Consider the following 23,873-nt stretch of genomic DNA (forward strand, 5'->3'; position numbering starts at 1 on the left):
GCGCCCGTCGCGGAGGCAAGGGCAAGCGTCAGCCCTTGCGTGCAAAAAGCGGGAAATAAATCCAGTCGGGCAGCAGCTGGGTCAGCCGCAGAATCCACGAGAACAGCGTCGGGAAGCTGCGCGACATCGCGTCCGACATCATCAGCTCGACATATTCATGCGCGGCCTCTTCCGGCGTCATGATGAACGGCATCGTGAAGTCGTTCTTTTCGGTCAGCCGGGTCTTGACGAAGCCCGGGCTCGCGATCTGGACCTTGACGCCGGTGCCGCGCAGATCGGCCTGCAGGCTTTCGCCCAGCGACATCAGCCCGGCCTTGGACGCGCCATAGCCGATGGCCCCCGGCAGCCCGCGATAGCCCGCAAGGCTGCCGGTCAGCACGATATGGCCGCGGTCGCGGGCCACGAACCAGGGCACGACATGGCCCAGCACGCGCGCGGCGCCCGTCAGGTTGACGTCGATCATGGTCTCGACCTGCTCGGCATTCCAGTCCTGCGCCGTCATCGGCCAGTAGGTGCCCGACACATAGATCATTCCGTCGATCTCGCCGACCGCTTCGACCGCGGCCTTGACCGAGGCCGCGTCGGTGACGTCCACCGGGACCACATCGGCCTTGCGCGGCAGCGATGCTGCCAGCTCGTCCAGCCGGTCCGTGCTGCGGGCGCTGAGCACGAGGTTGACCCCGAGCGCCCCCAGCCGTTCCGCCAGAGCGCGGCCGATGCCCTCGCTCGCCCCGATGATCCAGTAGCGTTTTCCGATCCAGTCCGTCGTCACGCGGCCTCCTTCGGGCGCATCGTCGCCACCAGCTCGGCGACCAAAAAGCCGAACTTGCGGAACTGGCTGCGATTAACGATCGCCCCGTTTTCCATCAGATACATCCAGTCGGTCACCGCCAGCACATGCCCGCCCGAATCCTCGGGCAGCCGGATGCGGTAGCGGAGGTTTACCCCCGATCCCCTCTGCATGCCATGCCCGGAGCCGACAAGATCCGGAGCATCGGCCGTAATCGACCCATCGTTTTCAAGGCGGAAGGTCCATCTGCGACTTTGGGTAGCACCGCTGTCATAACGGAATTCCTCGGCCATCGTTCCGGTATTGCCGTCCCATCGGGCCAGAAAATCCCCGGTAAAGCGCGACACCACGCGGCCGGTCGGGCCGTAGATCACGCCCTCGCAAAGAATGGGGCCGTCAAGATGGCGGCGCAGGTCGAAGGCGGGTCCCTTGCCGTCGTAATCTGCGGGGGTCTGCGCCTCGAAGCCCAGATAGCGGGTCTTGAGCGCGACAAGGGCCAGCGCCACCGCCAGCCCCAGGACGAATGCGATCATCCGATCGTCTCCCTGTTGAGCGGGGTCGCGACCAGAAGCGCGACCGCCACGAGTTTGAGGGCGCAGGGCAGGGCCGCGTAAAGCAGGCTCAGAACCACCAGCGCCCGCGCCGGAGAGGTGGCCTCTCCGGGCTGGAACCCCGCCCCCTGCAGAAGCGGCAACAGCGCCACCGCCGCAAGCGCGAGGGTGAATTTCGACACGAAGGACCAAAGCCCGAAGGCCTGCCCGGCATTGGGCGCGATCCGTGCCATCCGGGCGGCGAAGATCGCGGGCAGAAGCGTCATGTCGGCCCCGAGCGCCGCGCCCGAGGCCAGGCAGATCGCGGCGAAGGGCAGGGTGTCGCCCGGACCCAGCAGCGTGGCGAAGCCGAAGGCCAGGATCGACAGGCCCATGCCCGCCAGAAGCGCGGGCTTTTCCCCGACCCGGCGCGCGGCCAGTCCCCAGAAAGGGGCCGAGGCGGCCGCCGACAGGAAGAACAGCAGCAGCAAGGGTCCCTCGAGCCCCGGAGCCTCGAGCCGACTTTCGACGAAGAAGAGAAACAGCGTCGAGGTCACCGCGACCGGTGTCGCGTTCACCAGCGCCAGAAGCAGCAGCCGCCGCGCGACCGGATCGGCCAGAACCCTGCGCCAGTCCGAGTGCCCGGGGGCCGCGGGCAGGGTCCAGTCGCGCCGCATCGCCACCGCCGCGATCGCCGCCAGCACGGCGAAACCGGCGGCAAAGGCCGCGAAGGGCGCGTCGGTCACCCCCATCAGCAGCGTCGGCGCGACCGCCGCTGCCGAGACCCCCAGAAGCGCCCCGGTCTCGCGCCAGGCGGCCAGCCGCACATGCCCGCCCGGCCCCATCCGGCCCGCCCGGGCCACGCCCTGGGCATAGAAGGTGATGGTCAGGAAGCTGAAGGCGGTAAACAGCCCGGTCAGGGTCAGCGCGAACCACAAAAGCGGCGCGACCGGCGGCGTCACCGCGAAAAGCCCTGCCATCGAGGCCGCCAGCAGAACGACCGCCCCCGCCACCGCGGCGGGTCGCCAGCGGTGCAGCCGTTCGGACAGCCAGCCCAGCACCGGGTCCTGCACCACGTCCAGCAGCCGCAGCCCGAACAGCACCGCGCCCAGCGCGGCAAGGCCGACGCCGTACTGGTCGACATAGACCTTGGGCGCGTGGATGTAGATGGGCAGCCCGGCCCCCGCCAGCATCGCCGCGAAAAGCGCGTAGCCCGGCAGGGGGGCTGCCCGCATCAGGTCAGCTCTTCGGACGGCGGCTTGGGCCGGGTCCGGTATTTCGCGCCCTTCAACGCCAGCCGCAGCGCATGCCAGTAGATCAGCACGATCACCCGGCGCGACCCGAAGGGCCGCCGCAGGGCGCTTTTGAGGATGGCCCAGGTGCTCAGCGGCCGACGCGGCCCGGTCAGGGTGGCGTAAAGTCCTTCCTCGCCCCCGGCGGAAAAGTCGATCCAGATCCCGACCTTGTCAGGCCGGATGTCGAAGCGGAACCGATAGCCGCCCGAAATCGGCTGGAACGGCGAGACATGGAAGATCTTGGTCGCGGTCAGGATGTCGGTGGGTTCGATCGGGCGCTGGTCGGGATGGCAGCACAGATAGCAATGCCGGTCGCCGAAGGTGTTGTTGACCTCGGCGATCACCGCGCGCAGCTGGTCTTCCTTGTCATGGCACAGCCAGAAGCTGACCGGGTTGAATTCGTGCCCCAGCACGCGCGGCAGGGTCATCAGCTCGATCTTGCCGCGGATCGCGAAAAGGTCGCGTGCCTTCAGCACCTCGCGCACCCAGGCGGCGCCCCGGCCCTGGCCCTTGGGTCCGCCGTGATCGCTGTCGAGCACCGCCATCGACTTGCCCGGCTCGCGCCCGAACCAGCGCGGCGCCGTCAGCTCCGGCGCCTCGGCGTCGAAGAGGACGTAATCGACCGTATGCGACAGCTTGTGCCCGACCTGGCCGCGCCGCTCGTGAAAGGTCTTGCCCCGGATATGCTCTACAACCGCTGTCATGCCGCCACCGCCTCGGGCCGCCCGCGCAGAATGGCCTCTGCCACCTCGATGCCGCTTGCCAGCCCGTCCTCGTGAAACCCGTTGCGCATCCAGGCGCCGCAGAACCAGGTGCGGTTGGTGCCGTTCATCCGCCGCACCGTCTGCTGCGCCTCGAGCGCCCCCCGGTCATAGACCGGATGCCGGAAGGTGACCGTGTCATAAATCAAGTCGTCCCGGATCGGCCGCCGACTGTTCAGCGTGACGAAAAGCGGATCGTCCTCGGGGATCGGCTGCAGCGAGTTCATCCAGTAGGTCAGGTCGATCCGCTCGGCCCGGGCGCCGGAGTCCTCGGCGTAGTTCCAGCTCGACCAGACCGCGCGGCGTTTGGGCATCACGGAAAGGTCGGCATGCAGCACCGCCTCGTTCGGCTGATAGCGCACGGCCCCCAGCGCCGCGCGTTCCTCGGGCGCAGCATCGGCCAGCATCGCCAGGCTGTCATCGGAATGGGTCGCAAAGACCACCTCGTCGAACCGCTCCCACGCGCCGCCCTGGGCGCGGATCTCGGCGCCCTCGGCATCGCGGCGCACCGCCGCGACCGGCGCGGCCTTGCGGATCTCGACGCCCTGGGCGGCCAGCGCGGCCTCGAGCCTGCGCACATATTCGACCGACCCGCCCGCGACCGTGTACCACTGATGCTGGCCCGAGGTGCTCAGAAGCGCGTGATTGTCGAAGAAGTTGACCAGGGCCTGGGCCGGGAAATCGAGGATGCCCTGGCTTGGCGTCGACCAGATCGCACCCGAAAGGGGCAGCAGATAGCGGTCGCGGAACCAGTCGCCGGTCCCGAGCGCAGCCAGGAAATCGCCCAGGGAAACCGACGGATCGCGGGCCTCGTCCCGTGCGCGGGCATTGAAGCGGGTGACATCGCGCAGCATGCCCCAGAAGCGCGGGTTCAGCGCGTTCGCGGGCTGGGCGAAGACCGCGCGGAGGTTTCTCAGCCCGTATTCGAAGGCCCCGCCATCGAAAGAGGCGCCGAAGCTCATGTCGGATTTCGCCACCGGCACGCCGAGCTTTTCGAACAGCCGCACCATATGCGGGTAGTTCACCCGGTTGAACACGATAAAGCCGGTATCCACCGCCCGGTCGCCCTGTCGGCCCGCCAGCACCGTGCGGGCATGCCCGCCCAGTCGCCCCTCGGCCTCGAACAGCGTCACCCGGGCGCTTTCGGCCAGCAGATGCGCCGCGCCAAGCCCCGAGATGCCGCCCCCGATCACGGCGATGCGCCGGCGATGCCCTGCGGCGGTGTCGATTGCCATTGCGTTATGCTCCTGTCTGCCCCGTGCTCGGATATGGGCCTTCGGGGGCGTCTGTCCAGAACCTGGGCGCCTTTGTCCCGCACCGTTCCGTCCCGTTCCGGCGGCAGGCTGGCGTTTTTTTCGGCATCGCGGTGATCCGGATCGGCGTCTGCTGCGTAACACGACCATGATGCACGGCTTGCAGGCCAGCCAGTTTGGGGATGAAGCCAGGAGGGCGCCGCCCTATCTTGGGAGAAATGAACCATTTCTGCGCAGGACCGAGGCTGACGTCGTGAGTGAAAGACAGACGGCCGACACCAGATGGGTGACGTGCGTGACGCGCATCCGGGACGAGCGGGACCAGACCGCTTTTGCCCGGCTGTTCGCGCATTTCGCCCCCCGGGTGAAGGCGTTTTTGATGAAATCCGGGGCCGATGCGGCCCTGGCGGAAGAATGTGCGCAGGAGGTGATGGCGACGGTCTGGCGCAAGGCGCATCTGTTCGACCCGGAACGGGCCAGCGTGGCGACATGGATCTTCACCATCGCCCGCAACCGGCGGATCGACGCGCTGCGCAAGCAGCGGCATCCCGAACCCGAGGATCTGCCCTGGGGCCCGGAACACGAGCCCGACCAGACCGAGACGCTGGCGCTGCAACAGGAAAGCGAACAGCTCGGGCGCGCGCTTCAGGCGTTGCCCGAGGCCCAGAGGGTGCTGATCGAACGGGCCTATTTCGGCGAACTCTCGCATCGCGAGATCGCAGCCGAGACCGGCCTGCCGCTTGGCACGATCAAATCGAGGATACGGCTGGCGCTGGATCGCCTGCGCCAGGAGATGACATGAGGATGCGACCGGACCCATGACGACGCCCATCACCCACCACCTGACCGACGATATCCTGATGGCCCATGCTTCGGGCAGCCTGCCCGAGGCCTTCGGGCTGGTCGTCGCGACCCATGTATCGCTGTGCGACGAGTGCCGGGCCCGGCTGGCCGGATACGAGGCGGTGGGCGGCGCGGTGCTCGAGGATTCGGACCCGTCCGTTGCCATGGCCGAGGACAGCCTTGCCGCGACGCTCCGGCTGATCGCGGCCATGCCCGAGGACGACCGCATCGACGCGCCCGCGCCCGCCGAGGGTGGCGTCTTTCCGATGCCGCTGCGCGACTATGTGGGCGGCGATGCGGATGCGGTTCAATGGCGCGCGCTGGGCGGCGGGGTGCGGCAGGCGGTGCTGCCCACCGCCCGGGACGCGACCGTGCGGCTGCTGTATATCCCCGCGGGCATGGCGATGCCCGATCACGGCCATGGCGGGATGGAACTGACACTGGTGCTGCAGGGCGCCTTCGAGGATGCGGGCGGCCGCTACGGGCGCGGCGATGTCGAGGTTGCGGGCGAAGACCTTGACCACACCCCGGTTGCCGCCCCCGGCCCCGACTGCATCTGTCTGGCCGCGACCGACGCGCCGCTGAAATTCCACGGCCTGCTGCCGCGTCTGGCGCAGCCCTTCATCGGGATCTGATCGGCCGCCCTATTCGGCGGGCCGGGGCAGGGGCGGCATCATCTCGTCCTGCTCGGCCCCCAATTCCTCGAAATCGAGGTTGTCGAGCCGGGCCGCGCGCTTGCCCGCGCGCTCGGCCGCGACGCCGATGCCTTCCAGATCGGCGCGGGCCTGACCGAAATGGGTGGTCAGCCGGTCGACCCGTTCCCCCACCAGTTCGACATCGCGATGCAACTGGCGCAGCGTGCGCCGGATGGCGCCGGCCTGATCGCGCATCCGCGCATCCTTGAGGATCGCCCGCATCGTGTTCAGCGTCGCCATGCAGGTGGTGGGCGACACGATCCAGACCCGTGCCTCGAAGCTTTCGCGCACCAGATCGGGGAAATTGGCGTGCAGTTCCGCATAGACCGCCTCGGAGGGCAGGAACATCAGCGCGCCGTCTGCGGTCTCCTCGGCAATGATGTATTTCTGCGAGATTGCCCGGATATGGGTCCGGACGGCGGTGCGGAAGGCGCGCGCGGCCTCTTGCCGGTCCCACTGGGTTTCGGCCCGGCGCAGCGCCTCGTAGGCTTCCAGCGGAAATTTCGAATCGACCACGATGGGCCCGGGCGGCTTCGGCAACCGGATCAGGCAATCGGCCCGCTTGCCGTTCGACAGCGTCGCCTGCAGCACATAGCTGTCCTTGGGCAGCGCCTTGCCGACGATATCTGCCAGCTGGATCTCGCCAAAGGCGCCCCGGGTCTGCTTGTTCGACAGGATGTCCTGCAAAGACAGCACGTTGCCCGACAGCTTTTCGATATTCTCCTGCGCCCGGTCGATGGTGGCCAGCCGTTCCTGCAACTCGCCCAGCGACAGCGCGGTGCGGCGCGAGGCGCCTTCGAGATTGCGGTTCATCCGTTCGGTGACTTCGGCCAGACGGCTTTCCATCAGCCGCAGCATGTTGGCCTGCGCCGCCGCCTGCGCCTCGGACACATGGGTCAGCCCGCCCGCCAGCCGCTGCTGCCCCTCGCCCAGAGCATCGACCCGCCGCGCCAGCCGGTCCATCTGGTAGATCAGCGGCGCGGCCATTTCGGCCGAGCGCCCGGCCCGGCGCACCGCCGCGATCAGAAGCCCCAGCACCAACAGGATCAGCGCCGCAGCCCCGCCCGCCGCCAGCACGACAGGATCGTCATAGGCATAGGCCTGGCCCAAGACCTCGATCATGTGCGCCCGAACAGCCGTTCGATGTCGGACAGTTTCAGTTCGACATAGGTCGGGCGGCCGTGGTTGCACTGGCCCGACAGCGGCGTCGCCTCCATCTCGCGCAGAAGCGCGTTCATCTCGTCGGCGCGCATCCGCCGCCCCGAGCGGATCGAGCCATGGCAGGCCACCCGGCTGAGGATCGCGTCAAGCCGCGCCTGCAGGGTCTGGCTGTCGCCCTGATCGGCCAGTTCGTCGAGGATGTCGCGGATCAGCGCCCCGGCATCGACCTCGCCCAGCAAAGCGGGCGTCTCGCGCACCGCGATGGCGCCCGGGCCGAAGGGCTCGACGGTCAGGCCCATGCGGGTCAGGTCGGCCTCATGCTCCATCAGCCGGGCGATGTCGCCCTCTGACAGCTCGACGATTTCGGGGATCAGCAGCGCCTGCGCCGCGATGCCCCGCTCGGCCATCTGGCGTTTCAGCTTCTCGTAAACCAGCCGCTCATGGGCGGCATGCTGGTCGACGATGACCATGCCGCGTTCGGTCTGGGCGATGATGTAATTCTCGTGCAATTGCGCCCGGGCGGCGCCCAGCGGCAGCGCCTCGGCCTCGGGGGCAGGGGCTGCGGTCTCGAACCGGGCGGACGGTTCGGCAAAGCCTTCGGCCAGCGGCGCCTCCGGCGCGGCGGGGGCCTGCGCGGCATAGGACAGGCTCAGCGCGCGAGGCGAGGGGCGGTCCATCTGGTAGACCCGCGGCGGGCCGGAAGGCTCTGGCCGCATCGCCCCCAGCGTCGCGCCCGCCACCGTGCTCGAGGCGCGGTGCCCGGCCCCGGCCAGCGCATGGCGCAGCGCCGAGACGATCAGCCCGCGCACGATGCCCGGCTCGCGGAAGCGGACCTCGGCCTTGGCGGGGTGGACGTTGACATCGACCAGATGCGGGTCGCAATCGATGAACAGCGCAGCCGCCGGATGCCGGTCGCGGCTGAGCACGTCCATATAGGCGGCCCTCAGCGCCCCGATCAGTTGCTTGTCGCGGACCGGGCGCCCGTTGACGAAGAAGAACTGCGCCACCGCCGCGCCGCGCGAATAGGTCGGCAGGGCGGCGAAGCCGGTTAGGGCAAACCCCTCGCGCTCGGCCTCGATCTTCAGCGCGTTCTCGGCGAAGTCGCGGCCCATCACCGCGACGACCCGGCCATAAAGCGCGTCGAACAGATCGCCGGTCTGCGCATCGGCGCGGAAGATCACGCGGCCCTCGCCGCCATCCGACATGTCGCGCAGGGTGAAGCCGATGAAGGGCTCGGCCAGCGCCAGCCGTTTCACCACATCGCCGATGGCCTGCGCCTCGGCCCGGTCGCTGCGCAGGAACTTGAGCCGCGCGGGCGTCGCGAAGAACAGATCGCGCAGCTCGACCACGGTGCCCCGGTTCAGCGCGGCGGGCGTCACCGGCCCGGCCGCGCCGCCGGTCACGGCGATCCGCGCGGCCTCGGCGCCGTCGCGGCGCGAGGTGATGGTCAGCCGCCCGACCGCGCCCAGCGAGGGCAGCGCCTCGCCGCGAAAGCCGAAACTGCGGATATCCAGAAGGTCCGAACCGTCGATCTTCGAGGTCGCATGGCGCGACAGCGCCAGCGGCAGATCCCCGGGCGCCATGCCCCAGCCGTCGTCGGTGACCCGGATCAGCCCCTTGCCGCCCTGGGCATAGGCGACCTCGACCCGCCGCGCGCCCGCATCTATGGCGTTCTCGACCAGCTCCTTCACCGCCGAGGCGGGACGTTCCACCACCTCGCCCGCAGCAATGCGGTTGATGGCGGCTTCGTCAAGCTGACGAATTATTGGGGGGGCCGGGCGAATGTTGGGGGCGGGGGAGGTCATGCCACAATTTCTAGCACGCCCCCCGCCGATTCGACCATGGGGTCAGTTGGTGGTCTCAAGCCCCTGAGGCTGACCCACCACAATGAACTGTAGATGCGCGGGATCGAGCCAGTCTGCCGCCACGCGCCGCACATCGTCGAGCGTCACGGCGCGGATCCTGTCGTTGCGGGTCTTGACGTAATCGGGCGTCAGCCCCTCCATCTGCATGCCGACGAGAATGCGCGCGATCGGGCCGTTGCCGTCAAAGCGCAGCGGATAGGCGCCGGTCAGGTAGGTCTTGACCTTCGCAAGCTCGTCTTCGGTCGCGCCTTGCTCGGCCATCCGCGCCCATTCGTCCCGGATCACCTCGACCGCCTCGGCGATCTTGTCATTGCCCGAGGCGACCTGACCCATGATCAGCGCCGCATGATCCATCGGCATCAGGTAGGAATAGACGCCATAGGTCAGCCCGCGCTTGACCCGGACCTCTTCCATCAGCCGGGCGCCGAAGCCGCCGCCGCCGAGGATCTGGTTCATCACGAAGGCCGCGAAGAAATCGGGATCGTCGCGGTCGAGCCCGCGCTGGCCGAACACGGCCACCGATTGCGGCGTGTCGAAGGGCACCACGGTCACCCCGCCCGCAAGGTTCAGGGGCGCGGGCCCCGGCATCGGCGCGCCGGTCTCGGGCAGATCGCCGAGAAGCGTATCGAGCATTTTGCCCAGATCTTCGGCCGAGATGTCGCCTGCGGCGGCCACATACAGCCGGTCGCGGGCGATCACCCGGTCGCGGGCCGCGATCAGGTCGTCGCGGGTCAGGGCATTCACGCTGGCCTCGGTGCCGCTGATCGGGGTGGCGTAAGGGTGATCGCCGAAGGCGATCCGGTCGAAGGTCTGTCCCGCGATGGCATTGGGATCGGTCGCGTCCGAGCGGATGCCCGAGATCACCTGCGCGCGCACCCGGTCGATGGCGTCCTGATCGAAGCGGGGCGCGACCAGCGCCTGGCGCAGAAGCCCGACCGCCCGGTCGCGGTTCTCGGTCAGCATCCGGGCCGAGACCGCCAGCGAATCCGAACTCACATCGAAACGGTAGCTTGCCGCCAGCGCGTCGCGTTCGCGGGCGAAGGTGCGCGCATCCATCTCGCCCGCTCCTTCCTCGAGGAGCCCCGTCATCAGGTTGATGGCGCCGCGCTTGCCCGGCGCATCGAGGCTGGCCCCGCCCTGAAACCGGATCTCGACCGAGACGAAGGGCACCTCGTGGCTTTCGACCAGCCAGGCATGGATGCCGCCGGGCGAGGTGACCTCCTGGATCTCGACCTCGGCCCGCAGCGGCAGCGCGGCGAGCAGGACGAAGGCGAAGCTGCTGAAGACGGCGCGGATCATTGGGTCACCTCCTGCGAGCCCGTGGGAATCGTGGCAGGCGCGTCGGAGGGCGCGACGCCGGGCGGGGTTTCGAGCCAGCCGGTGACCGAGGTCCGCGGGTCCAGAACGGCGCGCGCCGCCTCCATCACGTCCTCGGGCGTGACCTCCTGCAGGATCTCGGGCCAGGATTGCACATCCTCGACGCTCATGCCCACCGCCAGCGCCGCGCCATAGCGCCGGGCCAGCCCCTGGATATTGTCGCGGGCATAGATTTCCGAGGCGCGCAACTGGGTCTTGATGCTTTCGAACAGCGCCGGATCGACGCCCTGATCGAGAAACTCGGCCAAAGCCTTGTCGAGCGCAGCCTCGGCCTCGCCCAGCGAGACGCCCTCGGCGGGCACCACGACAAACCCGAACGTGGTCTTGTCGAGCGACAGCCCGTCATAGAAGGCCGAACTGTAGATCGCGGTCCGGCTGTCGAATTGCAGCTTGTCGCTGAGCACCGAATTGGTGCCCGAACCGCCGAGGATCTCGGCCAGATAGGTGAGTGCTGCGGCCGGTTTCTGATCGCCCGGGTCGCGTTCGGGCGCCAGATAGGTGCGGATCACATAGGGCTGGGCGACGCGCGGGTCGTCATAGGTCAGATGGCGGGCGGCCAGTTGCGGCGGCTCCTGCGGGCGCAGGCGCGGCGGCAGGGTTTCCGACGGGGCCAGCGGGCCGTAATGGGCCTCGGCCAGCGTTTTCACCGCTTCGGGCTCGACATCGCCCGCAACCACCAGCACCGCGTCATTGGGCGCGTAAAAGGTGCGGTAATAGGCCAGCGCGTCGGCCCGGCTCAGCCCCTCCATCTCGTGGCGCCAGCCGATGATCGGGATGCCGTAGGGGTGGTTCAGGTACTGCGCCGCGTTGCGCTGTTCGGAAAACAGCGCGCCGGGGTCGTTCTCGGTGCGCTGGTTGCGCTCTTCGAGGATCACGTTGCGCTCGGTCGCGACATCCTCTTCCGAGAGCTTGAGACCGGTCATCCGGTCGGCTTCGATCTGCATCATCAGATCCAGCCGGTCGGCGGCGACACGCTGGAAATAGGCGGTGTAATCCCAGGAGGTGAAGGCGTTGTCGGACCCGCCGTTTTCCTCGACGATCCTCGAGAACTCGCCCGGGCCGACCGCGTCGGTGCCCTTGAACATCAGGTGCTCCAGGAAATGCGCGATCCCGGACTTGCCGGGCGGTTCGTCGGCGGCACCGACCTTGTACCAGACCATCTGCACCACGACCGGCGCGCGGTGATCCTCGATCACCACCACCTCCATGCCGTTCTGCAGCGTGAAATCGGTCACCTTCTCGGCGCGGGCAATCCCGGCCGTCGCGATCAGGGCCAGGACGGCCAGCCGGATCGGCATCATCGCTTGTCTCTCCTCGGGTCAGGCGGCATGAGGCAAGCTACCGCGGCGCCCGGGGTTTGCAACCGGCGCCACGCAGATGTGAGCGGCCGCTATGGCCGCCCTGTTATTTCAGACCTTCGGGGGGCGCGCTGACATTGCGCACGCCGCGCGCGCGCCAGCGTTCCAGTTCCTCGTACTGGTTCAGCGCCTGACGGCTGTAGGCCTTGTAATAGACGGTCACGTTGAACCAGCGTTCCAGCAGGCGGCCGTCATGCTTCTGGCGGTATTCGAGGTCTTCCTGCGCCAGGGTCTGGCGGATCGAGGGATCGACCCCGAACCGGCCGACCTGCGCCATCAGACCCGGATCTCCGCCCGTTCCGCGCGCGGCATTGCCGCCCAGCGCGGCGATGGCATCGGCCTCGGGCGTCGGATCGACCAGATTCGCGCCGCCCGGCGTCGGCGCGGGCAGGCTCGCCACGTCCTGGGGCATTTCCAGCGGCTTGTTCGGCACGACGGAAAATTCGTCGGGCCCGCGCTCGGCGCCGCGCAGATGCATCAGCTTGGGCTGATAGTCGTCGCCACGGCTGCAGCCCGACAAGGCAGCCGCCATGGCCGCCCCAAGAACCAGTATCCGTGCCGATCGCATCCGCAGTCCCCTCCGTCCGGTCTGGCCCTCTTTAGCGCAGCTTGCAGGGCGCGTCACGGGGTCTTGTCCTTCCCCGTGTACAGCACGAGCCCCAGCGCGCCGGCAAAGATCGCCACATCGGCGACATTGAAAGCATAGGGATTGTCGATGCCGCAACAGGACATGTTCAGGAAGTCGGCCACCGCCCCGTACAGCACCCGGTCGAGTGCATTTCCCAAAGCGCCGCCGATCAGCAGCCCGGCCGAGACCAGTGCTGCCGGGCGGTGCCGCCCGCGCGCCATCCAGATCGCGACGCCGCCCGAGATCGCCAGTGACACCGCGATCAGCAGCCAGCGGGCCAGATCGGCATCATGCGCGAGAAGGCCGAAATTGACCCCCCGGTTCCAGGCCATCCGGAAGGTCAGATAGGGCGGCCAGACATCGATGCGCTGATCGAGCGCAAGGCCCATGTGGAAGACCACATAGACCTTGCTGACCTGGTCAATCAGGAAGACCAGCGCCGCGACAAGCCCGAGCCGCCGCATCGCTCAGTGCCGGAAATGGCGCATGCCGGTCATGACCATGGCAAGCCCGGCCTCGTCGGCCGCCGCGATCACATCCTCGTCGCGGATCGAGCCGCCGGGCTGGATCACCGCCGTCGCCCCCGCCTCGACCGCCGCCATCAGCCCGTCGGCGAAGGGGAAGAAGGCGTCGGAGGCCACCGCGCAGCCCTTCGTCAGCGGCGCATCGAGCCCCAGCGCCTCGGCCATGTCCTCGGCCTTGCGCGCGGCGATGCGGCAAGAATCGACCCGGCTCATCTGGCCCGCGCCGACACCGACGGTGGCGCCGTCCCGGACATAGACGATGGCGTTCGACTTGACATGCTTGGCCACGGTCCAGGCGAACAGCATGTCTGCGATCTCGGCCTCGGTCGGGGCCCGCTTCGTCACCACCTTCAGGTCAGAGGCATCGATCCGGCCATTATCCTTGTCCTGCACCAGAAGCCCGCCCGAGACCTGGCGATAGGTCAGCCCCGCCGCCGCCGGATTGGCCAGCCCGCCGGTGGTCAGCAGCCGCAGGTTCTTCTTGGCGGCGAAGACCTCCTTGGCGGCATCGTCGGCGGCGGGCGCGATCACCACTTCGGTGAAGATCTCGCTGATCGCCCTGGCGGTCGGCTCGTCGAGCTTCATGTTCAGCGCGACGATGCCGCCGAAGGCCGAGGTGCGGTCGCAGTCGAAGGCGCGCCGATAAGCCTGTTCCAGGGTCTCGCCGCGGGCCACGCCGCAGGGATTGGCATGCTTGATGATGGCACAGGCCGGGCCGTTCGCGGGCAGGAACTCGCTGACCAGCTCGAAGGCGGCATCGGTGTCGTTGATGTTGTTGTAGGACAGCTCCTTGCCCTGCCACTGCTTGGCGGTGGCGATGCCGGGCCGTTCCGAGCCGTCGATGTAGAAGGCGGCCTGCTGGTGCGGGTTCTCGCCATAGCGCAGCCCCTGGGCCAGCGCGCCCGCGAAGACACGGCGGCGCGGCTGGGCATCGCCCAAGGCCTTGGCCATCCAGGTCGAGACCGCGGCATCATAGGCACCGGTCCGGGCATAGGCGATCTGCGCCAGCTTCCTGCGGAACTTCAGGCAGGTCGCGCCGTCATGGCGGTCGAGCTCGCCCAGCAGCCGCGCGTAATCCTCGGTATCGACGACGACATTGACGAAGGCGTGGTTCTTGGCCGCGGCGCGGATCATCGCCGGGCCGCCGATGTCGATATTCTCGATGCAGTCGTCATAGTCGGCCCCCTTCGCGACGGTCGCCTCGAACGGGTAGAGATTGACCACCAGCAGGTCGATCGGGCCGATGCCGTGCTCTTCCATGGCCATCACATGGGCCTCGTTGTCGCGCAGCGCCAGAAGCCCGCCATGCACCATCGGATGCAGCGTCTTGACCCGGCCGTCCATCATCTCGGGAAAGCCCGTGACCTCGGAAACGTCCTTGACCTCGAGCCCCGCCTCGCGAAGCGCCTTGGCGGTGCCCCCGGTCGACAGGAGCTCGACCCCCCGGGCGGCCAGCGACCGGCCGAGATCGATCAGCCCGGTCTTGTCGGATACGGAAAGAAGCGCACGGCGCACGGGCACGAGTTCGGTCATCGGATCAGTCCTTCGTCATTGAATGGGGGCGAGTCCAGGGGGCTGCTGTATCGTCGAATTCGTCTTCGCGCTCAAGGTCCCGCGGGGCCTGCGCGCCTTCATGGGCCTTGGCCAGCGTCCAGCCGACCACGCAGGCCGTGTCGGTCATCCGCGCCGACAGCAGGATGGCCTGGCTGGCGCGCGGCGCGGGCCTGCCCGTTTCCAGATAGACGCTTGGCGCCAGCGACAAGGTCGCCGCGCCATCGTGGCGAAACACCCAGATCTCGCCGCTTTTGGGCGCCAGCGACACCGCCGAACCGCCCAGATCCAGCGCCGCGTCGATTTCGGGGTGCAGATGGAAATGGATCGAGAAGGCGATGCCCTCGCCGTCCGAGCGCGCCAGCGCCCGCTCGAAGGCCGCGCGTTCCTCGGGGGTGAAGGCCGCCAGCGTGTCCTCGCCCGACAGCGCGCGCCCGTCATAGGCGAGGTTCAACTGGCGCACATGGGTCAGCCCGTGGGTCGTGGAATAGCCGTCATGCCAGGCGGTCAGCGCCTGCCCGGCCTGCCCGGTCTCGGCCCGCCATTCGACCGGCCCCGGGATCTCTGTCAGAAGTTGCGGCCTTCTGCGCCGCCGGGGCGCCAGCCGGGACGAGGAAAAGCCCTCGATCGCCAGAGTCGAATGCGACCGCGTCGCGCGCCCGGCCATCCGCCAGCCCGGGCCGAAGGCGCCGCCCGTGCCGCAATTGACAATTACCGGCCGCCGCCCCGAGGTCAGCTCGAAGGCCAGCGTCGAGGCATGGGCCTCGGCCGAGGCCGGTCCCGCGGGCGGTGGCGCGGCATCGACGATGACCGTCGTCCGCCCCGAGGCAAGCCGGGCATAGCCCATGGCCAGCCCCCTCAGCGCGCGCGGCTTGACCCCCGCCGCCGCCAGCGCCTGGTCGAGCCGTCCTTCCGGCCCGCGCCCGCCGCCGTGAAACCGCGCCAGCCCGCCATCGGCATGGCGCAGCGCGCGCAGCACCGGCGCGATCCGCTGGATCGCCGCGCGATGCCCCTGCCAGGCGGGGCGCTTGGCCAGCGCAAGCGCCGCCTCGGTCCAGCCCAGAAGGGTCAGCACCTCCAGCAGCTCTTCGGGGTTGCGGGTGGCCAGCGCCCCGTCATCGGCGATGTCGGTGTCGCAGGCGCGGTCGAGGGCCGCCAGCGCCTTGGGCAGGTGCCGCCCCATCCCCTCGAGGCAGAGCGCGCCGTAGATCAGCCCGGCCAGCGCCTCGAACCGGGCAAGCCCGGGCGGCGCGTTGCGCCAGCGCCGCGCCAGAAACGCGGTCTGCCGCGCCAGCGCCAGATGCAGCCGCGCGCGCCGGGCCTCGTCCAGCCCGGCCTCGATGAAGCGCGCGTGATGGATCAGACGGATGGTCCGGCGCCCGGCCAGTTCGGGCGTCCAGCCCGGCCCGCTACCTCGCCCGAACCGTTCGATCCAGCCCTGCGTCCAGTCCTGGGCGGCGGTCCGCGCCTTGCCGTCCGCCGCCGCCGCCAGATCGTCGAGCCAGCCAAAGCCCTGCCGGTCGGCCTCGAACCGCGCGCCGGGGCTGGCGACGTCCCAGATCCCGGTGCCCGGCGCCTCGACCGCGCCGCCGTCGAACAGGAACCGGCCCGCGCAAAGCTGGCGCCCGCGGGCGAAACTGCCGACCGAGCGCGGCTCGGGTTGCAGCACCAGGCGCAGCACAGGCCGGCCAAGCGCACTCAGCCGGGCGTGGAAACGATTGCTCCACGCGCCGCGCCGGACGGGCGGGAACTCGGTATCGGTCGGGCCTGCCATGGTCGGGCTTCGTTCTGTCGGGCTCTTGCCTGCCGCCGGACCATACCGGGCCGGTCACCGGGTGTCACCGGAGAATTGCGCCCGGTTCGGGGCGTCGCTCAGGCGGGTTTGCGGAGCCCGGCGATGAAGAACCCGTCCAGGCCGCCGCGGTCCGCCCAGAAATCGGGCCTGAGCCGCAGCGCCTCATGGGCGGCACGCCAGCCGGGGTCGATCCAGGGGGCCTCGAAGGCGATGGGGGCCAGATCCGGGTGGCGGTCCAGCGCCGCCGCCAGCTGCGCCTCGCCTTCTTCGGGCAAAAGTGAACAGGTGCAGAAGATCAGCCGCCCGCCGGGGGCGAGCAGGCCGAGCGCCCGGTCGATCAGCGCCGATTGCAGCGGGAAAAGCGGTTTGACCGACGCGCCATCCTTGGCGAAGGGCAGATCGGGATGGCGCCGGATCGTGCCGGTGGCAGAACAGGGCGCATCCAGCAGGATCGCGTCGAAGCGCTGGTCGGTGTCCCAGTCCAGCGCGTCCGCGACGACGAGCGTGGCCGTCAGGTCGGTGCGGGCGAGGTTCTCCTCGACCCGCGCCATGCGCTGCCCGGAAATATCGAGCGCGGTGACCGTGGCGCCCGCCGCCGCCATCTGCATCGTCTTGCCGCCCGGCGCGGCGCACAGGTCCAGAACCCGTTCGCCCGGGCGCGCCGCCAGAAGCCGCGCGGGCAGGGAGGCGGCCGTGTCCTGCACCCACCAGGCGCCCTCGCCATAGCCCGGCAGCGCCGAGACCTGCACCGACCCCGCGATCCGCACCGACCCGGTGGGCAGCGCCACGCCGCCCGTCGCCCCGGCCAGCGCTGCGGCATCGCCATCCTTCGGCGTCAGGTCGAGCGGCGCGCCCGCCGCATGGGCGGCCTCGATGCCGACCACGGCCGCCCGCCCCCAGGCGCTGTCGAGCCGTCCGCGCAGCCAGCCCGGCAGACGCGGCGGCGGCAGCGCCAGCCAGTCGCTGGCGGGCAGATCGGCCACCTTGCGCAGCACCGCATTGACCAGCCCCGCCAGCGCCTCGGTCCTGCGGTCGGCCCGCGCCAGCGCCACGGCTGCGTTGACTGCGCCATGGGCCGCGGCGCCGCCTTCCAGCATCTCGACCGTCGCGAGCCTGAGGATGGCGTGGACCGGCGGCGGCGGGGGGCGGCGCAGGAAGGGTTTCAGCACCGCATCGGCGCGGCCCATATGCCGCAGCGTCGAGACCGCCAGCCGCTGGGCGCGGGCGCGGTCAGAGGGCTCCAGCGGCTCCAGCGGGCCGTCGGGTCCGGCCAGTTCCGCGACCAGCCGCCGGTCTTCCAGCACCGCGCGGATCAGATCCAGCGCCGCCGCCCGTGCGCGTTCGGTCCCGCGTTCCCGTGGCTCGTCCATTCCGGCCCCCGCTTGCTCCATGCCGCGCCCCCGGTATATCACCGGACCGCAACCGGCAAGGAGGCGCCCGATGTCCGACGACGCTGAAGACACCCCCCGCAAGGATCTGCCGCCCGCCGCCCGGCGCGCGCTGGCCGAGGCCGCGGAACGCCGCAAGGCCGCCGAAGCCGCCGAAAAGGCCCGGCCGGTCGAACTGGGCGGCCGCGACGGCCCCGATCCGGTCCGCTATGGCGACTGGGAGAAGAAGGGCATCGCCATCGACTTCTGAGCGGCGGCACCGCCCCCCCCCCCCGGGGGGGCGAACGCCGCGGGGCCATATGACCATTCGGCGCCGAATGGATGGCAACGGATCCGATTCCGGGAACGGCCCATCGACCCGGACTGCCCGGGCGCCACCCGGGCGGGACAGGGCCGCCCTTCTTCAGGCAAGGCCGGACATGTCGAGGATGGGCTTGCGCCCCCCGGGTCTCTCGGCCTCGGCAAGCGCCTTCGGCCAGTCCCGCGCGGGAAAAACCCTGGGATCCGGGGGCGGGGTCTCTGCCAGCATCGACCAGATGTCGGCGAAGGCGTCCCGCATGCCCGGCCCCACCGGGGATGGCAGGTGATCGCGCAGGTGAAACCGATGATACGACGCTTTGGTCCCTGCGCCGACCATCACTGGCCTGCCCGTGAGAAGCCCATAGGCGACAAAGTCGGCCCCGCGCCGCATCCGCCCCAGAACGCCGCTTGCGATGTCGCCCCCCAAGGCGTCGAAGGCGATGTCGGCCCCTGTGGACGCCCTCGAGATCGCGACGGAATCGACTGTCGAGACCGGCTCTATCCCGATTTGGCGCAGGCGATCCGTCCGGCTTTCGGAACGATAGATGCCGACGACATGGCGGGCCCCCTGACGGATCGCCCAGCGGCCCAGATATTCGGCACAGCCCGACCCCGCACCGCAAAGCAGGACGGTCTTGTCCCGAACCGGCCAGCGCCGCAGCATCGTGGCGGCCGCCAGCGGATTTATGTAGGCGCGCGCCGCCATGAGATCGGAAATCCCGTCGGGCACCTGCACAGCACAGGTTGCGGGACAGTCCACATGGGTCTGCCAAGTGCCTTCGCCCCGCAAGGGCAACACGCGTCGTCCCAGCATATGCGAGAATTCGGCGGGGGCCTCGACCACGCGGCCGACGCCTTCGTATCCTGCCACGGCCGGAAGCACGACCCTGTGCGCGTAGGCCCCGGTGATCGGTATCAGATCGGACGGGTTGACCGGAACATGCGTTACTTCAACCCGCAGGACCCCGGAAGCGAGTGGCGGACGTTCGGTCTCGATCAGCTCAAGAACCGATCGCGGGGCGCCAAAGCTCTTGTAAATGAATGATTTGCGCGTCCTGCGCGGGGAGTGGTCCTGAGGCATGAGCTGCCTTAGCCCAGCCGCAGCTCTCTGCAAAGGCCCCCTCCGCCCTTGTCTGACCGGCTGCCGGGGTTTTCCATGCGGACGCGCGGGCCAATCGAGGCGACCGGTTCCGGCGGACCGGCCCGGCCGCGCCTTGCGATGCGATCGTCCTTTCGGTTTCCTTGCCGGCCAAGGGCAGGGCCTGCCGGAACGATACTGCCGGGGCCTAAAGCCCCAGAACGTCGAGCATGTCGTATTCGCCGGGCTTCTGGTCCTGGCCCCAGAGCGCGGCCCTCAGCGCGCCGCGGGCGAAGATCTGGCGGTCGGTCGCGACATGGCGCAGCACGATCCGTTCGCCGAGCCCGGCGAAGATCACGTCGTGTTCGCCCACGATGTCGCCGCCGCGAATCGACGAAAAGCCGATGGCCCCCTTCGCGCGTTCGCCGGTGATGCCGTCGCGGCCGCGCTCGGACGCATCGTCCAGCGCGATGTGCCGCCCCTCGGCCGCGGCCTGACCCAGCATCAGCGCGGTGCCCGAAGGCGCGTCGACCTTGTGGCGGTGATGCGCCTCGACGATCTCGATGTCGAAGTCCTCGTCAAGCGCCGCTGCAACCCGCCGGGTCAGCTGCACCAGCAGATTGACGCCGAGGCTCATGTTTCCGGCCCGCACGATCACCGCATGGCGGGCGGCGGCCTTGATCTTCTGCAGATGTTCGGGGGCCAGGCCGGTGGTGCCGATCACATGCACGGCGCGGGCCTGCGCGGTCAGGGTGGCGGTCGCGACCGTGGCCTCGGGCGTGGTGAAGTCGATCACCGCATGGGCCTGGGCGATCACCGCCAGCGCGTCGTCGGTGACCTTCACGCCGACCGCCGGGCCGCCCATCGCCTCGCCCACGTCGCGGCCGATCCAGGGATGGCCGGGCCGTTCGACGCAGCCCGCCAGCCGGGCCTTCTCGCTTTGCTGCACGGCCTCGATCAGCATCTGACCCATGCGCCCCGAGGCGCCCATCACCACGATGCCCGGCAGGCTGTCCATCGCACTTGCTCCTTCGACCTGAATGGGTCCGATGTAGCCCATGGACGGGCGCGCGCAAAGGCCCGCTTGGCAAAGCCCGCCGGGTGGCCTAGATGCAGCCCATGTCCAGATCCTCTGCCCCGTCCCAAAGACAGCTGCGCGTCGGCGAACTGATCCGCCGCACCCTCTCGGAGGTGCTGGCCCGCGGCGACGTGCACGACCCCGAACTGAACCGGATGTCGATCACCGTGGGCGAGGTCCGCACCTCGCCCGATCTCAAGGTGGCGACCGCCTTCGTGCTGCCGCTGGGGGGCGATCATGCCGAAGAGGCGCTGGCCGCGCTGCGCCGCAACCGGGGTGAATTGCGCCGGGCGGTTGGCAAGAAGACCCAGCTGAAATTCACGCCCGAGCTGCGCTTTACCCTCGATGAGACCTTCGACCGGATGGACGAGACCCGGCGGCTTCTGGCCGACGAGACCGTGCGCCGCGATCTGACCGCGCCCGATGGCGATGAGGATTAGGGCCGCCCTTTTCCTGCTGGCTGCCCTTCTTCCCCTGCCCGCCGCGGCAGAGCCCGCCTGCCATCCGCTGACCCATGAGGGCCGCGGCTATGTCGTCTGCAGCGCCGATCCGGCGACCGACGATCTGCGGCTGTTCCTGAAGACCGACCAGGGCGGGATCTATGGCAGCTTCGGCCGGGTGAACCAGGCGCTGGCGGCGCGGGGCGAGACCCTGGCTTTCGCGATGAATGCCGGGATGTATCATCCCGACCGCCGCCCCGTCGGGCTGTATGTCGAGGACGGCCGGCAGCAGATGCATGCCGTGGCCGCGGCCGGGCCGGGCAATTTCGGGATGCTGCCCAACGGGGTGCTGTGCCTTGAGGACGGCCGGGCCGAGGTGATCGAGACCCGCGCCTATCTGGAGGCCCCGCCCGAGTGCCGTTATGCGACGCAATCGGGGCCGATGCTGGTGATCGACGGCGCGCTGCACCCGCGGTTCCTGTCCGACAGCGACTCGCGCTATGTGCGGAACGGCGTCGGCGTCGATGCCGAGGGGCGGCTTCACTTCGCGATCTCGGACGCGCCGGTCACGTTCCACGAATTCGGGCGGCTCTTCCGCGACGTGCTGAAGACCCCGGACGCGCTTTACTTCGATGGCAAGGTGTCGAAACTTTACGCCCCGGATCTTGGCCGCAACGATGCCGGGCTGCCGATGGGGCCGATCGTCGGCGCCGTTGTGCCCGCCGCCGAGTAGACGGCCCCTCGCCTTGCGCCTGCCCTGCATTGACGGAACGCCCCGGCTTCGCTAGCAGGCGGGCCTCGCACATGCATCCGGGTCGCTCAGACCGCAGCGGAGGAGCCAAGGCATATGGGACGCAGCCGCAAGGGACGCGACATTTCGGGCTGGCTGGTCGTGGACAAGCCCGCGGGCCTGACCTCGACCGCCGTGGTCAACAAGGTCCGCTGGGCCTTCAACGCGAAGAAGGCAGGCCATGCCGGCACGCTCGACCCCGCCGCGACCGGGGTTCTGGCCGTGGCGCTGGGCGAGGCCACCAAGACCGTGCCCTTCGTGACCGATGCGCTCAAGGCCTACCGCTTCACCGTGCGCTTCGGCGCGGCGACCAATACCGACGATGCCGAGGGCGAGGTGATCGCGACCTCGGAAAGGCGGCCCTCGGATGACGAGATCGCTGCCGCGCTGCCCGCCTTCGTCGGCGATATCGAGCAGGTGCCGCCGCAATTCTCGGCCGTGAAGATCGACGGCGAGCGCGCCTATGCGCTGGCCCGCGCGGGCGAGGAGGTCGAGATCGCTGCCCGCCCGCTTTATGTCGAAAGCCTCGAGATGGTCGAACGCCCCGATGCCGACCATGCGGTGCTGGAGATGATCTGCGGCAAGGGCGGCTATGTGCGCTCGATCGCCCGCGATCTGGGGAAGGCGCTGGGCTGCCATGGCCATGTGGTCAGCCTGCGCCGGGTCTGGGCCGGGCCGTTCGAGGCCGAGGACGGGGTGACGCTCGATCTGGTCGAGGAACTGGCGCGCACGCCTGCGCTCGACGACTACCTGCGGCCGCTGGAAGAGGGGTTGGCCGATCTGCCGGAACTGCGCACGACCCATGATGGCGCGACCAAGCTGCGCAACGGCAATCCCGGCATCGTGCTGGCCTCTGACGTCGAATATGGCGACGAGGCCTGGGCCTCGCTGGATGGCGAGGCGGTGGCGGTCGGCATCTACAAGGCGGGCGAGCTGCACCCGAACCGGGTTTTCGTCAAGGGCTGACTAGACATAGGGCTCGACGATCTCGCGCAGGTCGATCCGCGCGCGCAACCGGCTGGCCAGCAGGTACATGCCGCCGAACTTGCGCTGCATGAACAGCGTATCCATCGGCGGGATGTGCCAGAAGTCGCGGTCCTGACCCAGCTCCATCCCGGCATCGCGCATCCGCAGCGCCACGTCGTTTTGCGCGAAGTCGAACGCGCCGGGACGGCGGAGCGGCTCCATCGACATCTCAAACATGTCGATCATCAGCTGTTGGTGATGGGCGGCCGTGTCCTCGCCGAAGAAGCCGATCCGAAGGATCGCCTGCCGCACCGCCTCGCGGTCGCCCGCAAGCCCCGCCCGCATCAGGCTGCGGAACGCCTCGGTCATCTCGGCGGGAAATTCGCGCGAGGCGCCGAAATCCAGCAGGACCACGCGGCCGGTGTCGGGCTGATAGCGGTAATTGGCGAAATTCGGGTCGGTCTGCATCAGCCGGAAGTCGAACAGCTCGCGGAACAGAAGCTTGACCAGAAGCCCCATCACCCGGTCGCGCTCGGCCTGCGGGGCCTCGGTCAGGGTCTCGATCCCCACACCCTCGACGAAATCCATCGCCAGCACGTTTTCGGTCGTCAGATCCTCATGCATCCGCGGCACCGCGAATTCGGGCGCATCGGACAGCAGGTCGGAAAACCGGCGCAGATAGCGGCCCTCGCGGTCGTAATCGGCCTCTTCGTGCAACTGGCGCCGGGCCTCGTCCAGCATCGGCGAGATGTCCATCTGTTTCGGCATCGCCCCCGACAGGCGCAACAGCGCCGCGACATTGGTCACGTCGCTGTCGATCGACCGGCGCACGCCCGGATACTGCACCTTGATCGCCAGATCGCGGCCGTCCTTGGTCTGGGCCCGGTGCACCTGCCCGATCGAGGCCGCCGCGATGGGGCGCACGTCGAACCGGGCAAAGCGTTTCAGCCAGCCCTCGCCCCAATTGGCGTTCAGCACCTGTTTCAGCTGCCCGCCCGGCATGTAATGGGCATCGGCCCTCAGCCGCGCCATGATCTCGGCCAGTTCGGGCGGCAGCATGTCGCCCGCATCCATCGACACGAGCTGACCCACCTTCATCGCCGCCCCGCGCATATGGGCAAGCTGGTCCGCGACCTTCTTCATGTTCGAGGGCGTCAGGAACAGGTCGCGCGCCTTCGGCCGGTGCCCCTGGGCCAGCTGCTGCATGCCGTTCAGCGCCGCCGCCCCGGCAAGGTTCGAGGCAAGCCCGCCGAACCGGGCCAGCCGGGTCAGCCGCCCCGCAGGCACGGGAAGCGGACGGGAATCGAACTTGGAATCGGGCATGCGGGCAGTCCTTTGCAAATCTCTTCCGGATCGCATAGCGATCCCTCCCCCGCCGGGATGTGACATAGGCACAAAGGCCGGACC

At 69.2% G+C, this 23,873-nt stretch carries 23 protein-coding genes; 6 read left to right on the forward strand and 17 right to left on the reverse strand.

Annotated elements, in window-relative coordinates; all coding sequences use genetic code 11:
* Positions 1-28 precede the first annotated feature (28 nt).
* The 5 genes from EV657_RS10975 to EV657_RS10995 are packed head-to-tail and all read right to left on the reverse strand — an operon-like array spanning position 29 to position 4,611.
* Positions 29-772 carry an SDR family NAD(P)-dependent oxidoreductase gene (locus EV657_RS10975; protein ID WP_243627815.1) on the reverse strand — a complete coding sequence of 248 codons (744 nt, stop codon included), beginning with the start codon at positions 770-772 and terminating at the stop codon, positions 29-31.
* The gene (locus tag EV657_RS10980) at positions 769-1,323 is read right to left on the reverse strand and encodes a DUF3833 family protein (RefSeq protein WP_113669164.1); all 555 of its coding nucleotides are present in this window, start codon (positions 1,321-1,323) and stop codon (positions 769-771) included. The genes EV657_RS10975 and EV657_RS10980 overlap by 4 nt, the downstream gene beginning before the upstream one ends.
* Complete coding sequence (locus EV657_RS10985) at positions 1,320-2,555, reverse strand: MFS transporter (RefSeq protein ID WP_134077893.1); 1,236 nt, start codon at positions 2,553-2,555, stop codon at positions 1,320-1,322. Before EV657_RS10985 ends, EV657_RS10980 begins: the two co-directional genes overlap by 4 nt.
* Positions 2,555-3,319 carry a DUF1365 domain-containing protein gene (locus EV657_RS10990; RefSeq protein WP_075783844.1) on the reverse strand — a complete coding sequence of 255 codons (765 nt, stop codon included), beginning with the start codon at positions 3,317-3,319 and terminating at the stop codon, positions 2,555-2,557. The genes EV657_RS10985 and EV657_RS10990 overlap by 1 nt, the downstream gene beginning before the upstream one ends.
* Positions 3,316-4,611 carry an NAD(P)/FAD-dependent oxidoreductase gene (locus tag EV657_RS10995; protein ID WP_134077894.1) on the reverse strand — a complete coding sequence of 432 codons (1,296 nt, stop codon included), beginning with the start codon at positions 4,609-4,611 and terminating at the stop codon, positions 3,316-3,318. Before EV657_RS10995 ends, EV657_RS10990 begins: the two co-directional genes overlap by 4 nt.
* A 166-nt stretch (positions 4,612-4,777) precedes the next feature.
* On the opposite strand from EV657_RS10995, the gene EV657_RS11000 reads away from it, so the two are divergent.
* Together EV657_RS11000 and EV657_RS11005 are read left to right on the forward strand one after the other, a co-directional pair.
* Complete coding sequence (locus tag EV657_RS11000; RefSeq protein ID WP_081381977.1) at positions 4,778-5,431, forward strand: sigma-70 family RNA polymerase sigma factor; 654 nt, start codon at positions 4,778-4,780, stop codon at positions 5,429-5,431.
* 16 nt (positions 5,432-5,447) lie between these two features.
* Positions 5,448-6,107 (forward strand): ChrR family anti-sigma-E factor, encoded by a 660-nt coding sequence (locus EV657_RS11005; protein ID WP_113669169.1) that lies wholly within the window; start codon positions 5,448-5,450, stop codon positions 6,105-6,107.
* 9 nt (positions 6,108-6,116) lie between these two features.
* Here EV657_RS11005 and EV657_RS11010 read toward each other — a convergent pair whose 3' ends face one another.
* The 9 genes from EV657_RS11010 to EV657_RS11050 form a co-directional block, all read right to left on the reverse strand.
* Complete coding sequence (locus tag EV657_RS11010; RefSeq protein WP_134077895.1) at positions 6,117-7,289, reverse strand: DNA recombination protein RmuC; 1,173 nt, start codon at positions 7,287-7,289, stop codon at positions 6,117-6,119.
* Positions 7,286-9,133: a DNA mismatch repair endonuclease MutL gene (gene mutL, locus EV657_RS11015; RefSeq protein ID WP_134077896.1), complete on the reverse strand. Its 1,848-nt coding sequence runs from the start codon at positions 9,131-9,133 to the stop codon at positions 7,286-7,288. Before mutL ends, EV657_RS11010 begins: the two co-directional genes overlap by 4 nt.
* Positions 9,134-9,175: 42 nt before the next feature.
* Entirely contained in the window at positions 9,176-10,492 is a 1,317-nt protein-coding gene (locus tag EV657_RS11020) for a M16 family metallopeptidase (protein WP_134077897.1), read from the reverse strand.
* Positions 10,489-11,868 (reverse strand): M16 family metallopeptidase, encoded by a 1,380-nt coding sequence (locus tag EV657_RS11025; protein ID WP_134077912.1) that lies wholly within the window; start codon positions 11,866-11,868, stop codon positions 10,489-10,491. Before EV657_RS11025 ends, EV657_RS11020 begins: the two co-directional genes overlap by 4 nt.
* A gap of 106 nt (positions 11,869-11,974) precedes the next feature.
* Positions 11,975-12,496 carry a DUF3035 domain-containing protein gene (locus EV657_RS11030; protein ID WP_075783837.1) on the reverse strand — a complete coding sequence of 174 codons (522 nt, stop codon included), beginning with the start codon at positions 12,494-12,496 and terminating at the stop codon, positions 11,975-11,977.
* Positions 12,497-12,549: 53 nt separating this feature from the next.
* Positions 12,550-13,020 carry a signal peptidase II gene (gene lspA / locus EV657_RS11035; RefSeq protein ID WP_134077898.1) on the reverse strand — a complete coding sequence of 157 codons (471 nt, stop codon included), beginning with the start codon at positions 13,018-13,020 and terminating at the stop codon, positions 12,550-12,552.
* 3 nt (positions 13,021-13,023) lie between these two features.
* The gene (gene purH / locus EV657_RS11040; protein ID WP_134077899.1) at positions 13,024-14,613 is read right to left on the reverse strand and encodes a bifunctional phosphoribosylaminoimidazolecarboxamide formyltransferase/IMP cyclohydrolase; all 1,590 of its coding nucleotides are present in this window, start codon (positions 14,611-14,613) and stop codon (positions 13,024-13,026) included.
* Between the two features lie 4 nt (positions 14,614-14,617).
* Entirely contained in the window at positions 14,618-16,405 is a 1,788-nt protein-coding gene (locus tag EV657_RS11045) for a heparinase II/III family protein (protein ID WP_134077900.1), read from the reverse strand.
* Positions 16,406-16,503: 98 nt separating this feature from the next.
* Complete coding sequence (locus EV657_RS11050) at positions 16,504-17,796, reverse strand: RsmB/NOP family class I SAM-dependent RNA methyltransferase (protein WP_134077901.1); 1,293 nt, start codon at positions 17,794-17,796, stop codon at positions 16,504-16,506.
* A 70-nt stretch (positions 17,797-17,866) separates the two neighbouring features.
* Between EV657_RS11050 and EV657_RS11055 the strand changes: the two genes are divergently transcribed.
* A complete protein-coding gene (locus EV657_RS11055; protein WP_075783832.1) occupies positions 17,867-18,064 on the forward strand; it encodes a DUF1674 domain-containing protein in 198 nt (65 codons plus the stop codon).
* A gap of 153 nt (positions 18,065-18,217) precedes the next feature.
* Here EV657_RS11055 and EV657_RS11060 read toward each other — a convergent pair whose 3' ends face one another.
* Together EV657_RS11060 and dapB are read right to left on the reverse strand one after the other, a co-directional pair.
* Positions 18,218-19,195 carry a zinc-dependent alcohol dehydrogenase family protein gene (locus EV657_RS11060; RefSeq protein WP_425057252.1) on the reverse strand — a complete coding sequence of 326 codons (978 nt, stop codon included), beginning with the start codon at positions 19,193-19,195 and terminating at the stop codon, positions 18,218-18,220.
* A gap of 205 nt (positions 19,196-19,400) precedes the next feature.
* Positions 19,401-20,210, reverse strand: a complete 810-nt coding sequence (dapB, locus tag EV657_RS11065) for a 4-hydroxy-tetrahydrodipicolinate reductase (protein WP_134077902.1) — start codon at positions 20,208-20,210, stop codon at positions 19,401-19,403.
* Between the two features lie 101 nt (positions 20,211-20,311).
* Here dapB and rbfA point away from each other — a divergent pair, with 101 nt between their 5' ends.
* The 3 genes from rbfA (at position 20,312) to truB (ending at position 22,466) form a co-directional block, all read left to right on the forward strand.
* Positions 20,312-20,710, forward strand: coding sequence for a 30S ribosome-binding factor RbfA (gene rbfA / locus EV657_RS11070; protein ID WP_075787392.1), 399 nt, complete (start codon positions 20,312-20,314; stop codon positions 20,708-20,710).
* A complete protein-coding gene (locus tag EV657_RS11075; protein WP_075787393.1) occupies positions 20,700-21,443 on the forward strand; it encodes a phosphodiester glycosidase family protein in 744 nt (247 codons plus the stop codon). The genes rbfA and EV657_RS11075 overlap by 11 nt, the downstream gene beginning before the upstream one ends.
* Before the next feature lie 114 nt (positions 21,444-21,557).
* On the forward strand, positions 21,558-22,466 hold the full coding sequence (truB, locus tag EV657_RS11080) for a tRNA pseudouridine(55) synthase TruB (RefSeq protein ID WP_134077904.1): 909 nt from the start codon (positions 21,558-21,560) through the stop codon (positions 22,464-22,466).
* Here truB and EV657_RS11085 read toward each other — a convergent pair whose 3' ends face one another.
* Complete coding sequence (locus tag EV657_RS11085; protein ID WP_134077905.1) at positions 22,467-23,789, reverse strand: ABC1 kinase family protein; 1,323 nt, start codon at positions 23,787-23,789, stop codon at positions 22,467-22,469.
* Between the last annotated feature and the right edge of the window lie 84 nt (positions 23,790-23,873).

The sequence above is a fragment of the Rhodovulum visakhapatnamense genome, assembly GCF_004365965.1.
Lineage (GTDB): Bacteria > Pseudomonadota > Alphaproteobacteria > Rhodobacterales > Rhodobacteraceae > Rhodovulum > Rhodovulum visakhapatnamense.